We start from the raw sequence: 15,778 nt of genomic DNA on the forward strand, positions 1-15,778 counted from the left end.
ACATGACAAGACAAATAACTTTTTCCGAAGCGATTCGTGAAGCCATGCAATTGGCGATGCGTAAGGATGAGAATGTCATTTTGATGGGTGAAGACGTAGCCGGTGGTGCTGAAGTGGATCATCTCCAGGACAGTGAAGCCTGGGGCGGAGTCATGGGTGTCACCATGGGGCTCGCCACTGAATTTGGCCGTGACAGGGTACTCGATACGCCGATTGCCGAAGCAGGTTACATGGGCGCTGCGGTCACTTGTGCCGCGACGGGTATGCGTCCGGTTGCAGAGCTGATGTTTAACGACTTCATCGGCAGCTGCCTGGATGAAGTCATGAATCAGGGCGCCAAGCTCCGGTATATGTTCGGCGGGAAAGCGAAAGTACCCCTTGTGGTTCGTACCATGCACGGGGCTGGTTTCCGGGCTGCCGCCCAGCACTCCCAGAGTCTTTACGGTATGTTTACTGCCATTCCTGGGATCAAGGTCGTCGTACCTTCCAACCCATATGACGCAAAAGGTCTTCTCCTTGCCGCCATCGAGGACGATGATCCGGTCATCTTCTTTGAAGATAAGACGCTTTATAACATGAAAGGTGAAGTCCCTGAAGGTTACTACACCGTCCCTCTAGGAAAAGGTGAGGTGAAGCGTGAAGGAACGGATCTCACGATTGTCGGCATTGGTAAGCAAGTGAATACCGCTCTCGATGCAGCCGCCCAGCTTTCAGAAAAGGGATTGAACGTGGAAGTGGTAGATCCAAGGAGCATGTCCCCACTCGATGAACAGATCATTCTGGATTCCGTGATGAAAACGAACCGGCTGATCATTGTCGACGAAGCCAATCCGCGTTGCAACATGGCGACAGACATCGCCGCGATGGTCGCAGACAAAGGATTTGATTTCCTCGATGCGCCGATCAAGCGGATCACTGCTCCGCATTGTCCGGTACCGTTCTCACCGGTACTTGAAGATATGTATTTACCTTCCGCAGATAAAATCATTACCGCCGTCAATGACATGATCGCAGACGACACCACCATGACCGTCTGAATGCCAACGCAGGGTGTGTGTCATGACCACACCCTGTTTTCATGACCAAATCCGCCAATTGAAGACAGGAAGGAGCGTTCAGCATATGGCCAAACAACTTGTCATGCCGAAGATGGGCATGAGTATGGAAGAGGGAACCATCGTTCTCTGGCATAAAAAAGAGGGCGATCCCGTCAAAAAAGGTGAACCCGTTGTATCCATCAGCTCCGAAAAAATTGAAAATGACGTGGAATCTCCGCAGGACGGGTTATTGTTGAAAATCGCTGCGGTAGTGGATGAAACCATCAAAGTCGGTGAAGTCATCGGCGTTGTCGGTCAGGAAGGTGAATCTGCGGATACAGGCGGTCAAAAGCCTGCCAAACAAGAAGAACCTGCCGCTCAAGCCAAGCCCGAACCGGCGAGAGAACAACAGGCTGCTTCGATGAAACAACAGGCTGCTTCAACTGCTGACGAACCGCGCAAACGCATATCACCAGCAGCGAAAAAACTCGCCAAAGAACAAGGCGTTGATCTGAACGATGTCACGGGAACCGGTCCGAAAGGGCGTGTGACCCGGGAGGATATTCTGAAAGCGGCACAAGAAGACACCTCGGATAAGCCGGCAACTGAACAAGTTGCTGCCGGAGAACCTGAAACAGCTCAGGCACCTGCTGAAGCGTTTGAATCAAAACCTTACAGCAACATCCGTAAAGTCATCGGTGAACGGATGAATGACAGCCTTCACCAGTCAGCGCAACTCACGATGATGCGTTATGCCGATGTAACAAGACTGATGGCGTTTCGAAAAGAGACGAACGAATCACTCGCAACCGTCCACGGAGACCGCAAACTCACCGTGACGGATCTCGTCGCCCGGGCCACCGTCCTCGCCTTGAGGAAGCATCCATTTATGAACAGCGCGCTTGTGGACAATACCATCTACGAATACAAACAGGTCCATCTCGGCATTGCCGCATCCATGGAACGCGGTCTCATGGTCCCGGTTGTTAAGGACGCTCACCAGATGAGCACGCTGGCGTTATCGGGTGCGATACGAACGCTTGGTCAAAAAACCAGAGACAATGAACTCGCTCAGGATGAAATGAAAGGTTCCACCTTTACGATTACCAATCTCGGCGCTTCCGGTATTGGTTTCTTTACGCCGATCCTGAACCCGCCCGAAACCGGCATTCTCGGCGTTGGTGCAGGAGAAAAGACCCTCGTCATGAAAGACGGCCAGCCAATAGAAGCGATTCGTCTGCCATTAAGCCTGACCTTCGACCACCGCGTTGTGGATGGTGATCCTGCCAGTCAGTTCCTCGCCACTCTTGTCACACTGCTTGAAGAACCGCATGCCCTGATGACGCTGGACCAGTGGTAAACCATAAAATAATAGCTAGACAAAAGGAGCGATCTCATCATGAAAGCAGCCGTTTGGTATAAAGCAAAAGATCTCAGAGTCGAACAAGTGGACACACCGACGATCAAACAAGAGCATGAGGTAAAAGTAAAAGTCAGCTGTTGCGGCATTTGCGGAAGTGACCTCCACGAATATGCGGCAGGGCCGATCTTTATTCCTGTGAACGACCCCCACCCGATCAGTGGCGACAAAGCCCCGATCATCATGGGGCATGAGTTTGCAGGAGAAGTGGTGGAAGTCGGCTCCAAAGTAAGCCGGGTCAAGGTCGGCGATCATGTCGCCATCGAACCGATTTTGGCTCCATCCAAAGATGGTGCTTATGTCGATGAGAAGTACAACCTCTCCCCATTCCTTGGCTTTCACGGTCTCTCAGGCGGCGGTGGCGGTTTCAGTGAATACACGGTCCTCGGTGAACATATGGTGCACCCTGTTCCGGAAGGATTATCCGCAGAACAAGGGGCACTGGTCGAGCCAGCGGCTGTTGCATTGCATGCCGTCCGCCAAAGCAGTTTGAAAGCCGGTGATACTGCTGCCGTTTTCGGCGCAGGGCCGATTGGACTGATGGTGATCGATGCCTTGAAAGCAGCCGGCGCCTCGACTATTTATGCGGTCGAAGTATCCGCGGCGCGCCTGAAAAAAGCAGAAGAACTTGGCGCGATTGTGATCAATCCGAAAGAAACAGATCCCGTGGCAAAAATCCATGAACTGTCAGGCGGCGGGGTTGATTTCTCCTTCGAAGTCACCGGCATTCCTGCCGTTCTGAAGCAATGTCTGCACAGCACCCATACCGGCGGTGAAATGATCATCGTCAGCATTTGGGAAGAGGAAGCATCTTTCCAGCCAAATGACCTGGTTATTGCCGAACGGACGATGAAAGGGATCATCGCCTACCGGAACATTTATCCGCAGGTGATGGAACTGATGAAACAGGGTTATTTCTCCGGGGATCAGATGATCACATCGCGTATTGGCCTTGATGATGTTGTCGACAAAGGCTTTGAGAAGCTTTTAAACGATAAAAGCCAGGTAAAGATCATCGTGACACCATAAGCTTTCATCACAAAAGAGCTCCGTTGCATATCATACTGCAATGGGGCCCTTTTCTGTTCACATCCCGAGTTCTTTTTTCCGATTCTGTATGGATTGATCCAGATCAACCATCGGCTCAGCATACTTTACATGCATGTTGAGTTTGGCCGGGTCATAGACCACGTGACCTGGCAGCTCTTTGGGCAGATGAAGCCAATAGCGTGCGTAATCCCCGGAAGGGTCATAGCGTTTCCCCTGTCCGATCACGTTAAATGCCCTCAACTCCCGGAGGTCAGTTCCCACTCCGGCCTGATAGGCCCAGTTGCCATAGTTACTCGCCGGATCAAAGTCGATCAGCATCGCTTCAAAGTATGCCGCTCCCCAAAGCCAATCGATTCCTAAGTTCTTCGTCAAAAAGCTTGCAGCGTTCTGCCTGGCCCGGTTGCTCATGAAACCCGTCTGATTGAGTTCAGCCATCGCGGCATCGACCAACGGATACCCGGTGTTTCCCTGCCTCCACTTTTGAAAGGCTTCCTGATCCTGATGCCAAGGGAGACTGTCGTTCAACAAGCCTTGTCTTACAAACAGGCGCTCGTCCGTTGCCCGCATGAGCCACTGGAAATAATCACGCCACAGCAGCTCAAAAAAAAGCCAGTAACTGGAGAGATTTCTGCCATGTTCGGCCTCCACCTTCATCAGCGCCTGATAGACCCGTCTTGGTGAAAGGGCTCCGCGACTGAGCCAGAATGATAATTTAGAACTGTCTTCAAAATCGAAAAGACCATCCCGGGTTTCTTTATAGGTATACACCCCGCCATTTTGACTGACATAGCTGTCGAGCCGATCCAAGCCAGCACGTTCCCCGCCTTGCACAATGCCTTTCTTCCCGTCCAGCCAGCTTTTCATAAAGTCCGGCAAGCTGAAAGTGACCCCTTCTGCTTGTTGATACATCAGAGACACTCTACTTTCCATCTCAGTAAACAGCCCCTGATCTTCTATAGAAAATGCTGAATGCTTTTTCGGAATGCCCAGATATTTCTCCAGTTTCCCCCGGAATGTCGAAAAGGACATCGGGAAATCGCCCAGCTTCACAGGCAGATCTTTTTGTTTGATGAGTGTATGCCCTTCAAAGATGGACCATTTTATTTCCGGATGGCGGTTCATGAGCTGTTCCAGTTCCCTCCTCTCCCATACGCTGGGATGATCCTGTACAAGAACCTCTTCCACACCGTATTCACGAATCGCAAAGGAAACTTCATCCACCACGTCACCAGATCTGATCGTGAACGATATGCCGAGTCTTTGAAGTGCCTTTCCGAGTTCAATGAGACTCTCAGCGAGAAACCTTCGCCGGTTTTGGCCCATTCGATAAACGCCAGGCAAGACCTCCTCATCCTGACGCTCATCATGGATGTAGAGTCCGACAATCCCTGCTTCTTTTTCCATCGCACGGATGAGCGGCCCATGATCGTGAGTCCGTAAATCCTGCCTGTACCAGATCAATTGCATCACTTCTCACTCCCTCGGTGTTGCACTTTTTTCTCCATGTTTGAGTATGCCCCTGATCATCACCGCTTAATCCTGAAAATCAGAGAGCATATTGTTCGATGATGAGCAGGCGATCTGATACAATCCGATACACGAACTGATTCTAAGGAGGCATCGAGCTATGAAAGGTACTGAACGCTTATCAGTTGAAGACATTGACCGCATCGTTGAAATGGCTTGGGAAGACCGGACCCCCTTTGATCTCATCGAATTGCAATTTGGCCTGAAAGAAAAAGAGGTCATTAAACTGATGCGAAAAGAAATGAAATCCTCATCCTTTCGCATGTGGCGAAAGCGAGTGAATGAACGATCCACAAAACACAAAGCACTGCGCTCAAAGGAAGTCAAACGCTTCCGGTCTCCGTTACAGAAAACTCTTACTTATTGATACAACAGAAAAAGTTGTCACGGCTCGTCCGCAAAAAGTCGTCGAAAATAAATTATGTTCACCACTGAGCATTAGACTTGCACATCATTAAGCGATGTTTTACACTATGGACATAGTATTAATTGTGATGCGCATCACAAACAAAATGTCAGTGTGGCGTTTTATTTTTGAGCAGTTAAGTGAATCTTTTCACAACATAAAGGAGGACATCAACATGAAAATCGCAGTCATTGGAAGTACACACGCAGGAACAGCCGCCGTCCGGAATATGGCCCACCTCTATCCGGAAGCTGAGATCCACGTGTATGAACGAAACGATAATGTATCCTTTCTCTCTTGCGGCCTCGCCCTGTATGTCGGCGGTGTCGTGAAGGATGCGCAGGAACTGTTCTATTCTTCACCCGAGGAACTGACAGCCATGGGGATCCACGTTCATATGGAACATGACGTTTCCTCGATTGACACCGATAACCAGACCATTGATGTCGTGGATTTGAACAGTGGCCAAAAACGGACGGATGCATACGACCGCCTCGTTATGGCGACAGGCTCAGCCCCTGTTGTCCCGCCAATTCCGGGTGTTCATCTTGAAAATGTACTCCTCGCCAAAAATTATAATCAGGCGAACCGGATCATTGAGCAATCCAAAAAAGCCGATCGCATCACAGTCGTCGGCGGCGGCTATATAGGCGTTGAACTTGTCGAAGCTTTTCAGGAAGCGGGCAAAAAAGTGACGCTGATTGATGGCGAAAACCGCATCCTTAATAAATATCTCGATAAAGAGTTTACTGATGTCGTCGAAGAGGATTTTGAGGCAAAAGGCATCGACCTCCGCCTCGGTGAATCGGTCACCCGTTTTGAAGGCGACGGAACCATTCAGGCCGTTCACACACAAAACGGGCGCGTCGAAACGGATCTGGTCATACTCTGTGTCGGATTCCGCCCGAATACCGATCTTCTTGCCGGACAGGTGGATATGCTGTCAAACGGCGCGATCACTGTGAATGATTATATGCAGACGAGTCACCCAAACATCTTCGCTGCAGGTGATTGCTGTGCGGTCCGTTACAATCCGACAGGGGAATACACCTACATTCCACTTGCCACAAACGCCGTACGCATGGGAACACTGGTTGCACGAAACATCATGGCACCACAGTCCCGTCACATCGGAACACAGGGGACATCTGGTCTACACATTTTCGGATTGAATATGGCCTCCACAGGCTTAACAGAAACGACAGCAAACATGTTGGGTGCAAATGTGAAAAGCGTCACGATTCATGAAAATCACCGTCCCGAATTTATGCCGACATCTGAAAATGTTCATTTGAAAGTTACCTTCGATCCCGATTCCCGGCGGATCTTAGGTGCTCAAGTCTTATCGAAAGCCGATGTGACACAGTCCATTAATACGTTCAGCCTCGCCGTTCAAACGGGGATGACGATTGATGACCTGGCTTTTGTCGACTTTTTCTTCCAGCCTCATTTTAATCAGCCATGGAATTTCATGAACAAAGCTGGACTTGCAGCTTTTGAATCCCGTGAGCACGCAACCGTATAAGCATTGACGACAACGCCTGACGATTCAGTTCAGGCGTTTTTCCGTGGATAATCCTGATCACAGGTCTTTTTTGAACACAAAGCTTGCCCGCTCATAATCCATATGTTCCACGTAGAAACGGTGCGACTGCGTCCGCTGCAGGCCTGATGACAAAGCAATTTTTTCATAACCGTTGTCCGAAGCCCATTCCTGCACAAACTGCAAGAGAATTTCACCATACCCTTTGGAGCGTTCCTGCTGATCGGTCACAAGATCACAGATCCAGATCGAACGCCCGTCATATAAGTTCGTCATCGGGATGAAGCCCGTGACCGCTAAGAGATAATCATCCACAATCAATCCAAACATCCGGTAGCCGTTCACTTCAATCGCTTCATTTACAAGTTCAAGATATGTTCCCTCATCCAGATGCGTTCGCAGCTGTCTCATCACAGGAAAGGCCGCTCTGAATTCATCTGCTTCGGTCAATTCAATAACGCTGATTTCACTCACTTCACTTCCCCCCTTTTGATCACGCAGAGCCTTGATTAGTGATCTGCTCCTGAAACTATTCTATCATTTCTCACAAAAAAACAGAGCCCTGACTCAATAAAGAAAACGCCCCGGAATTGGCGTCAATTGTCCGGGACGTTTCTGTCTTGTCTTGGTTATGCTTTTTTCCAAGTAGCGTCAATCGGAATCCCTGCTGCTACGAAAGTGGTAAACACGGGACAACGTTCGTCCGTTATTTTCTTCAATTCCTCAATGCGCTCCTCGGATTCTGACGTTTGCACCGTCGCTTCAATCCCGACTTGCTGGAAATAAGACTGGACGTCTTTATCACCCATCAGGCCACGGGGATCGAGTTCGCCAGTTACGCGAAAGTCGATCCCCTGCAAATCAAAACCGATTTCCTTAGCAACCATATTGGCAATGACGTTTTCACAGCCTGCAAGAGATGCCAGCATATTCGCCAGTGGATCCGGCCCGGTGTCTTCACCACCCATATTTTCCGGTTCATCGATGATGACCGTGTGTTGTTTTGTCGTAAGTGTTGATTTCATCCCTTTTGCTGATCCGGTTACTTCAAATTCCATTTTCTGTGCCACAAAACATTCCTCCTTATTGATGTTGTTCACGTTCTTCCGACGATTCACACGTCTTTTTTTATGACGGATTCTCACCCGAAGGACATTCCGTTTCTGTGGAGAACACCTGCATGATCTCTTCGTATTCCGTCAACACAAAATTCCCCATCACCACAGCAGGGGCTCTCACTTCTCCTGCATAAGCTTTGATTTCCTGGACGAATTTCTGATCACTGAAGAGATCGGCTTCGACATATGATATCTTGCACTTGTCAAAATGTTTTCGGACAGAAGCACATTTTGAACAGCCCGGGATCGTATACAGGGTTATCCTTTCCATGAGAGGCCTCCTTTTGTTTTGTTCTGGCTGTTTGAGTTGATAGGTTCATTCTAAAGGACGCACATCATTATTTCTGTAATCTGTCATACATGCCTGCTGATCATGCTATAGTAAACTTAGATCGAAACCAAACATGGAGGTGGGCATCGTGGATAAATTAATGCTGCTCTCAGAGATCAATCTCTTCAATGAACTTCCGATGGATGAATTGAAACTGATTGATGAGTTGAGTGAAATGCGTCCTGTCAAAAAAGGCACTGTCATCCTGTCTCCGGATCAGCCCATTGAAGCGCTTTTTCTGTTAAAAAGAGGTCAGGTCCGTTTATATCATATGAATGCACAAGGCAAACAGTTAACGATGGACATCCTCGTCGACGGAAATATCTTTGGCGAGACGTCTTCATTATCATTAACAGATAATGAAATCTACGCGGAAGCGATGACGGATACGTATCTCTGTATTATTGGAAAATCTGAATTCGAAGGTCTCATCGAGCAAAATCCCAAGATCGCTGTGAAATTTATCAATATTCTGTCTGGCAGATTGAAAGAGGTTTACAGCTTATCTGAAAAAATCGCCTACAGTGATGTGAAATACCGTTTATTATACCTGCTCCTGAAACTCAGTGAACGAACAGGTACCCGAAAAGGAGAATGGCAATCCATCAACATGAAACTTACCCACCAGGACATGGCCAATATGATCGGTGCCACCCGGGAAACCACATCCGCCATCCTGAGCCAGCTGAAACAGGATGGTTTAATCAAAAAACAGCTGCGCATGCACATTCAGGCAGATGAAGTCAAAGAAATGCTCGAACTTTCCTGATGACGCTTATTAAAAACTGAATATTCAGTTTTTTGTACCCGGCATTACATCTTTTCATCATGGATCATCGTATGCTTGATGTATCCTAATCGAAAGGCGTGATGCAAAATGAAAAACAATCTGATTTATGGTGTCATTGCAGGACTTACGGGCGGACTTATTTTTGGTATTCTGATGCAGATGATGGGCATGATTGAAATGATCGCCATGATGGCAGGAAGCAGCAGTCTTTTCGTCGGTTGGCTCATTCACATGATCATCAGCATCGTCTTCGGGGTTTCCTTCACGGTTTTGGCTCCTAAATTCAATAACCTGCCGCTGTTTACGATTCTCTTCGGAGTTGTGATTTGGGTGATCGGTCCGCTGGTCATCATGCCGATGATGCTCGGAATGGGTACGATGCTGATGAACGCATTTGCGATGGATCAGCTGATGAGTTTAGGCACTCACCTGTTCTTCGCCGTCATAGTCGCTGTCGTCTATAAGCTGCTCACCTCTAAAGCCGGGTTCACCAACACAATCCCCGCAACGAAGTAAGTGGAAGATCGGGATCTTAAAAAATAGGTTCTAAGTCAATTGTTTGGGTAGTGGCATTTTGCCGCTGCCCCTTTATCCTACTTGAAAATGTTCATTTTTGAATTGATGATGCAGTAATACCCGGAATCGGAAACGATCGTATCGTCTGAATCCGAATGCATTTCGTTTGATCACTTTCGTCTGATTGTTTAACCCTTCGATCGGACCGTTTGTATAACCATAGGCAAAGCTGTTCAGGATGGCCACTTCCCAATTTCGGAATGTTTTCGGGACGTCTTGAAACTCTTGCATCTCCGATGCCTCCACGCATTGATAGAACAGATGAAGTTCTTCTTTTACGCTTCGCACATCATGTTGCCCAGCCTGTTTCGCCGTTTCAAACCAATCGCGATAAGCTTCTTTCACTTCATAGGCTTCACGAAGCTCTTCTGACAAAGACAGATAGCGTTGAAGATACCAGTGTTGTTTCTCCGTTAAGTCTTGCGCGTGTTTATGAAAAACATGCTTCATCCGTTTACACTTTTTCCGATCATATTCGTGGAATTCCTTCTGTACACGGCGCCGAATCCGGTCCAGCGCCCAATAGATATAACGGCAGAAATGAAACCGGTCGGCGACAATAACAGGTTTGCCCAATGCCTGGTCTACCGCTGATTTAAAGGAATGGCTCATGTCCATAACCACGATCCGGACTTGACTGCCTTTCTGTTGTAAATAACGTTTGACGGTTTGGACCGCACGGTCCGGCAAAATATCCAATGGTTTTCCTGTCAAACCATCTGCAATCATGACTTGATATTTCCCTTTTTCGGTGTCTCCCTTATACTCATCGATGGCAATGACCGAAGGGAGCTCCTTCACCTCCGACAACATAGGGGCAGCGATCTGATCGAACCTTCTCATCACGGTGGTCGGAGACGTATGAAACTGTCTGGCCGTGTCCGTGAAATTCTTTCCCTGGATCACACGGAGTCCCAACGCCTGATTCCATTCCAAAGTGTGTCGTTGGTAACGCTCCACCAGTTTAATCTGTTCAGAAAATCGCTTGCCGCATCGGCACACGTAACGTCTTCGACGATAGAACAAGACCGTAGGTCGTTCCCACATTTTCAGGTGTTGCACCTTCTGGATCCGGTAATCATGGACTTTACTCGTCCATTCAGAACAACATGGGCACCTGTGCGGCTCACGTTCCATCTCGATATGAATGTGTACTTCCCCATCAACAATGGCTGTTTTCGTGACGATCGCTTCTTCTAACCCCGGAAAATTCATGTTAAAATCAGTAGTATGCACGCAGATCCTCTCCTTCACTTTGTTTCTCGTCAATTCAAGTGTAAAGGATAGAGGAGCCTGCGTGTTTTTTATCCCCAAATTTGTGGCCATGTCACAAACTGTCTTTGAACAAATCAGCTTGTTTTTCATGAGTGACAGGCGGCGACGCCAGAGGGATCAGTGCAGTCTGAAGATCCATTCTGACGATGCAAAGCTGAGACAGAATTAGCTGAAGACAAGCCCCTTGGCAAGCGTCCGCCGTGAGCGTTTGAAAAACACCTCGAAGAGAGAACCGCAATTGTTTCTAAACCCCAGCATATATTTTAGAGCCAAAAAATAAGCCGAGGCGCATGTTGCCCTCGGCTTATTCCTATGGTGTTCTATCAGAGATGTTCTTGCAAAAATGCCTTCACTTCTTCAGGGGTTTTCGCCTGAGCGCTGTGGAGATGGGCGGTTTTTTCGCCATTTCGAAACAGCAGAATACTCGGAAGGCCCATCACATCATACTTTTCAGCCTGCTCTGCCAACGCATCACTGTCGACTTCATACAACTTTAAATCGCTATGGTCCTTTAACACATCATCCATAAAGAAATCCATCCGCTTGCAGTCCGGGCACCAGTCTGCTTCAAATTTTACAGCTACCGTATCCGTTGTATCGATCAATGATGTGAAGACCTCAGTCGATGTAATTCGATTCTTCATTTCATAAACCTCCTTCATGTGATTCCTGTCATTGTATAATAACAGTTTCTGCGGAATCTGTATGCCCCCATACTAAATCAAATCAGATCAGGATATTAAGTCAGAAAATCACAATATGTAATTTCCCTTTCCGCATTTCAGGAAGTCAAGATTCGTCATAACCGTTTTGCGCATGGGACGCTTCAGTCCTTCTGAATCATGTCCTGTAAAAGACGTTTTAAACGATCGGATTCAGGCTAATATATAATAATGTAGACTGATTATGAGAATTGGAGATGATCAAAATTGGCACATGCTAAAACAGAAGAAATCCTGAACAGACATGTATCAAACTGGAATGTATTATTCGTTAAATTACACAATTATCACTGGTATGTCGGCAGTACACAGTTCTTCACACTGCATCAGAAATTCGAAGAACTCTATAACGAGGCTGCGCTGCACATTGATGAACTGGCTGAACGTCTTCTTGCAGCCCAGGGAAGCCCGGTAGCCACAATGACCGAATACCTTCAGCACGCCACGATCAAGGAAGCTGACGGTGAGAAAACGTATCAGGAAATGCTCGACACATTGATCAGTGACTTCAACTTGCTATCGAAAGAGTTGAACGCGGATATCAAATCCCTTGAGGACGAAGCAGGTGACGATGTCACAGCGGATATGATGATTGCCCTTCGCCAGTCTGTTGATAAGCATAACTGGATGTTGAAACAATATGTGCAATAAGTTTAACTGAGCATGAAAAATCTGCCTCTATAATAGTGGCAGATTTTTTTATTTGACTATACAGGATACGCAGTCATCAGACGAAAAATGCAGGCTGGTATCTGTCGTCAGAACGAGGCTGTCCAGCCCCCATCTACGGTCAATACCGTGCCATTGACGAAGCTGGAGTCCTCAGAAGCCAGGAAGAGCGCTGCCTGAGCAATTTCTTCCGGCTGGCCGGTACGCGGCGATAACCCGTGCGTCATCCCCGCCCGTTCCATGCCGAATTGGCTGATATTCGTCATACTTGAGCCGATATTTGTTTCAACTGCTCCCGGCGCAATCGCATTGCAACGGATCCCTTTTTTCGCATAGAAGAAGCCGGTGTTTTTAGTCAAACCGATCACTGCATGTTTACTTGCACCATAAGTGGCTCCTGCATGAGCTCCGCTGAAGCCCCCGGTGGAGGCAATATTGACAATTACACCGGATTCTTTTTCCATGAAGATGGCAAGGGCCTTACGCATCGAACGCATCACACCTTTCGTGTTTACATCGAAGATCAGATCCCAGCGGTCTTCTTCTATTTCCCCTACCGGTTCGAAATTATCCATGATACCGGCATTATTGACGAGAATATCCAGTGTGCCAAAGGTACTGACAGCGGTATCGATCATGTTTTCCACATCTGAGAGGACTGCCATGTTGGCCTTAAATGCGACTGCTTCTCCTCCATCCGCAATAATCTCCTCCGTCACTGCCTGCGCGCCTGCTTCATTCAGATCCGCAAGCAGCACTTTTGCCCCTTCTTTTGCATACAATTTCGCAATCGCCTTTCCCATGCCTGATGCCGCCCCGGTCACAACGGCTGCTTTCCCCGATAATTTCATTTAATCTCCCCCCTGAACACTTTTGATAGCGCTTACATTTACATCAATTATAGTCCTCGCTTCACATGGCAATAAGCAACAAATTCAGTGCATTTGTTGCTTAATCTGTAATCGTGCGCCTTTTGTTGCTATAATAAGAGAAAATCAACAGATAGGCGGTGAGCTGTTTATGAGCCTAGACCGGCGAATCAGTAAGTCCAAAAGAGCTTTGCATGACGCATTACTGCTCTTGGCTGAAGATCAGCCCCTGGATAAACTGTCGGTGACGCAAATCGTCCAGCAGGCAGAACTCAATCGCGGTACTTTTTACAAGCATTATGACAGTAAAGAGCAGCTCCTCACTGAACTCATTGATCACGTCCTGATTGAACTCGCCGACGCCTTCCGCTCTCCCTATGCCGATTTACATCCTTTTTCTCTGAAAGACCTGACACCGGGTCACATCAAAATATTCGATCACGTTTACGAGCATGCCCGCTTCTATTCCGCCGTGCTAAACTCAAAAGTCATACCTGGTGTGCAGGAACGGATTATTGACACGCTGAAACATTTAGCCAAGGACGTTGTGCCTTCAGGACAAATGGCACAGACTGACATCGTACCCCATCTCTTTATCAGTTACTATGCTCATGCTCTATTCGGCCTGATCAAAGAATGGGTCAGAAGTGACTTTTGTTATTCATCCTCCTACATGTCCCGTCAACTTATCCAAATCCTCAGGCAGCAACCCGTTGGAGAGGCGCCTCAACCTTGACATCGCGCATTGTGCTTTCGCCAAAAATATATATGAAAACGAACCGATATAGCCAAAAGTGGAGCGACATCATTCGATTTACAACAAAAATGCAATCCCAAAGGCAAGACCAATGAGATAGCGGGGTTGGGCTTTTTTAGCACACCACTTTGTCAACTCCACTAGCGGTTAATCGTCATCTTGAAAGTCGATATCCTAGAATCCCCGACTTCAAATTTCGTTAGAAATTAAGTGGCGGGAGTATTCATCCGGACCTGACGGAACTGCGTGACTCCTCGCTCTTATAAAAAAATGGCAAAATAAGGACACCCGATATACATTAGACTATAACGCTATCAGGGTACCCTTTCGCGGCCGATGTATTTTGTTTACATTCTACAGCAACTTGTACGAATTACATCATTCTGATTTTCTCGTATAACCTGCGATTTTTCCCTTGCACTTTTCCGGCAGAGCCATTAAGGTATTATTCAGCTGATGATATTGCTTTTTTCCGGTGAGACCATCAGTCTGAATGTTGAAAAACACTTGAGGAACACACCCTCTCCCATAGAAAGGAACGACCTGTTATGAAAACTAATTTTTGGAAAGACCTCCCCCGACCTTTTTTTATATTGGCCCCGATGGAGGCTGTCACGGACGTTGTCTTCCGTCACGTCGTCAGTGAAGCCAGCGCACCCGATGTGTTTTTCACCGAGTTTGCCAACTCGGACAGCTTCTGTCATCCACTTGGCAGAGAGAGCCTGCGAGGAAGATTGATGTTTACAGAAGATGAACAGCCGATCGTGGCGCACATCTGGGGAGACAAGCCGGAGCATTTCCGGACGATGAGTATTGCCATGGCAGAGATGGGGTACAAAGGCATCGATATCAATATGGGCTGTCCTGTTTCGAACGTAGCCGGGGACGGAAAGGGAGCCGGGCTGATCAAGCGTCCGGACGTCGCTGCAGAACTGATTGAAGCTGCCAAAGCAGGAGGACTGCCGGTGAGTGTGAAAACGCGCCTCGGCTATTCGAAAATCGAGGAATGGGAAAACTGGCTCCGGCATATTCTCGAACAGGACATTGTCAATCTGTCCATCCATCTGCGGACGAAAAAAGAAATGAGCGATGTTCCCGCTCACTGGGAACTGATTCCTGAGATCAAAGCGCTCCGGGACGAGGTTGCTCCGCATACGCTCCTGACCATTAACGGGGATATCGAAGACCGGGAAGCGGGAGTTGAACTCGCTGAAAAATACGGTGTGGACGGGATCATGATCGGACGCGGGATCTTCAAAAATCCGTATGCTTTTGAAAAAGAAAAAAAAGAACACTCAAGCGAAGAGCTGCTTGATCTGTTGCGCTTACAGCTCGATCTGCATGACAAATACACGAAAGAATTAGAACGAAGACCGTTCACCCCGCTTCAGCGCTTCTTCAAAATTTATGTCCGAAGCTTTCCGGGTGCCGGTGAACTGCGAAAGCGCCTGATGGAAACGAAATCAACAGATGAGGTACGGGAAATCCTCGATTCTTATGACAGTCATTCAGTAGAAGAATCTGCCAGTTTAGCAGAAACATTTCATTAGAAAGTGATCAAAATATCTGGTTTTGAACTACCGCTAGGCTAAAGCCTTGGTTGCCGTTAGTTATCCTTCGTTCCTGTTAAGGATGTCAAAAACAGAAAGTACCTGATGCAAAAACATTCAGCACCAGGTACTTTTCTA

General features: G+C 47.8%; 17 protein-coding genes. 10 read left to right on the top strand and 7 right to left on the bottom strand.

Annotated features, from left to right (window positions below; all coding sequences use genetic code 11):
• Positions 1–2 precede the first annotated feature (2 nt).
• From BBEV_RS13725 to BBEV_RS13735, 3 genes are all read left to right on the top strand, one after another.
• The gene (locus BBEV_RS13725; protein WP_069365983.1) at positions 3–1,037 is read left to right on the top strand and encodes an alpha-ketoacid dehydrogenase subunit beta; all 1,035 of its coding nucleotides are present in this window, start codon (positions 3–5) and stop codon (positions 1,035–1,037) included.
• 85 nt (positions 1,038–1,122) lie between these two features.
• Entirely contained in the window at positions 1,123–2,397 is a 1,275-nt protein-coding gene (locus tag BBEV_RS13730) for a dihydrolipoamide acetyltransferase family protein (RefSeq protein WP_069365984.1), read from the top strand.
• Positions 2,398–2,436: 39 nt separating this feature from the next.
• Complete coding sequence (locus BBEV_RS13735; RefSeq protein ID WP_069365985.1) at positions 2,437–3,486, top strand: 2,3-butanediol dehydrogenase; 1,050 nt, start codon at positions 2,437–2,439, stop codon at positions 3,484–3,486.
• 57 nt (positions 3,487–3,543) lie between these two features.
• On the opposite strand, the gene BBEV_RS13740 is transcribed toward BBEV_RS13735, so the two are convergent.
• Complete coding sequence (locus BBEV_RS13740; RefSeq protein ID WP_069365986.1) at positions 3,544–4,974, bottom strand: DASH family cryptochrome; 1,431 nt, start codon at positions 4,972–4,974, stop codon at positions 3,544–3,546.
• Between the two features lie 160 nt (positions 4,975–5,134).
• On the opposite strand from BBEV_RS13740, the gene BBEV_RS13745 reads away from it, so the two are divergent.
• The gene (locus BBEV_RS13745) at positions 5,135–5,401 is read left to right on the top strand and encodes a TIGR03643 family protein (RefSeq protein WP_069365987.1); all 267 of its coding nucleotides are present in this window, start codon (positions 5,135–5,137) and stop codon (positions 5,399–5,401) included.
• 214 nt (positions 5,402–5,615) lie between these two features.
• Positions 5,616–6,965: an FAD-dependent oxidoreductase gene (locus tag BBEV_RS13750; protein WP_069365988.1), complete on the top strand. Its 1,350-nt coding sequence runs from the start codon at positions 5,616–5,618 to the stop codon at positions 6,963–6,965.
• A gap of 57 nt (positions 6,966–7,022) precedes the next feature.
• On the opposite strand, the gene BBEV_RS13755 is transcribed toward BBEV_RS13750, so the two are convergent.
• The 3 genes from BBEV_RS13755 to BBEV_RS13765 all read right to left on the bottom strand — a co-directional run bounded on the left by BBEV_RS13755 (position 7,023) and on the right by BBEV_RS13765 (position 8,372).
• Positions 7,023–7,457 (bottom strand): GNAT family N-acetyltransferase, encoded by a 435-nt coding sequence (locus tag BBEV_RS13755; protein ID WP_069365989.1) that lies wholly within the window; start codon positions 7,455–7,457, stop codon positions 7,023–7,025.
• A gap of 155 nt (positions 7,458–7,612) precedes the next feature.
• Positions 7,613–8,053, bottom strand: a complete 441-nt coding sequence (locus BBEV_RS13760) for an OsmC family protein (protein ID WP_069365990.1) — start codon at positions 8,051–8,053, stop codon at positions 7,613–7,615.
• 58 nt (positions 8,054–8,111) lie between these two features.
• Positions 8,112–8,372, bottom strand: a complete 261-nt coding sequence (locus BBEV_RS13765; protein ID WP_069365991.1) for a glutaredoxin family protein — start codon at positions 8,370–8,372, stop codon at positions 8,112–8,114.
• A gap of 148 nt (positions 8,373–8,520) precedes the next feature.
• On the opposite strand from BBEV_RS13765, the gene BBEV_RS13770 reads away from it, so the two are divergent.
• A complete protein-coding gene (locus BBEV_RS13770; RefSeq protein WP_069365992.1) occupies positions 8,521–9,201 on the top strand; it encodes a Crp/Fnr family transcriptional regulator in 681 nt (226 codons plus the stop codon).
• A 108-nt stretch (positions 9,202–9,309) separates the two neighbouring features.
• Entirely contained in the window at positions 9,310–9,738 is a 429-nt protein-coding gene (locus BBEV_RS13775; protein WP_069365993.1) for a hypothetical protein, read from the top strand.
• Between the two features lie 72 nt (positions 9,739–9,810).
• Here BBEV_RS13775 and BBEV_RS13780 read toward each other — a convergent pair whose 3' ends face one another.
• Together BBEV_RS13780 and BBEV_RS13785 are read right to left on the bottom strand one after the other, a co-directional pair.
• Positions 9,811–11,013 (bottom strand): ISL3 family transposase, encoded by a 1,203-nt coding sequence (locus BBEV_RS13780; protein ID WP_069366762.1) that lies wholly within the window; start codon positions 11,011–11,013, stop codon positions 9,811–9,813.
• 383 nt (positions 11,014–11,396) lie between these two features.
• The gene (locus BBEV_RS13785) at positions 11,397–11,717 is read right to left on the bottom strand and encodes a thioredoxin family protein (protein ID WP_069365994.1); all 321 of its coding nucleotides are present in this window, start codon (positions 11,715–11,717) and stop codon (positions 11,397–11,399) included.
• Positions 11,718–12,002: 285 nt separating this feature from the next.
• Between BBEV_RS13785 and BBEV_RS13790 the strand changes: the two genes are divergently transcribed.
• Positions 12,003–12,446, top strand: coding sequence for a Dps family protein (locus tag BBEV_RS13790; RefSeq protein ID WP_069365995.1), 444 nt, complete (start codon positions 12,003–12,005; stop codon positions 12,444–12,446).
• A gap of 107 nt (positions 12,447–12,553) precedes the next feature.
• On the opposite strand, the gene BBEV_RS13795 is transcribed toward BBEV_RS13790, so the two are convergent.
• Entirely contained in the window at positions 12,554–13,315 is a 762-nt protein-coding gene (locus tag BBEV_RS13795) for an SDR family oxidoreductase (protein ID WP_069365996.1), read from the bottom strand.
• Positions 13,316–13,544: 229 nt separating this feature from the next.
• Here BBEV_RS13795 and BBEV_RS13800 point away from each other — a divergent pair, with 229 nt between their 5' ends.
• Entirely contained in the window at positions 13,545–14,069 is a 525-nt protein-coding gene (locus BBEV_RS13800; RefSeq protein ID WP_198155011.1) for a TetR/AcrR family transcriptional regulator, read from the top strand.
• Between the two features lie 569 nt (positions 14,070–14,638).
• On the top strand, positions 14,639–15,640 hold the full coding sequence (locus tag BBEV_RS13805) for a tRNA dihydrouridine synthase (RefSeq protein ID WP_069365998.1): 1,002 nt from the start codon (positions 14,639–14,641) through the stop codon (positions 15,638–15,640).
• Positions 15,641–15,778 lie beyond the last annotated feature (138 nt).

The sequence above is a fragment of the Salisediminibacterium beveridgei genome (assembly GCF_001721685.1).
Classification (GTDB): Bacteria; Bacillota; Bacilli; order Bacillales; family Salisediminibacteriaceae; genus Salisediminibacterium; species Salisediminibacterium beveridgei.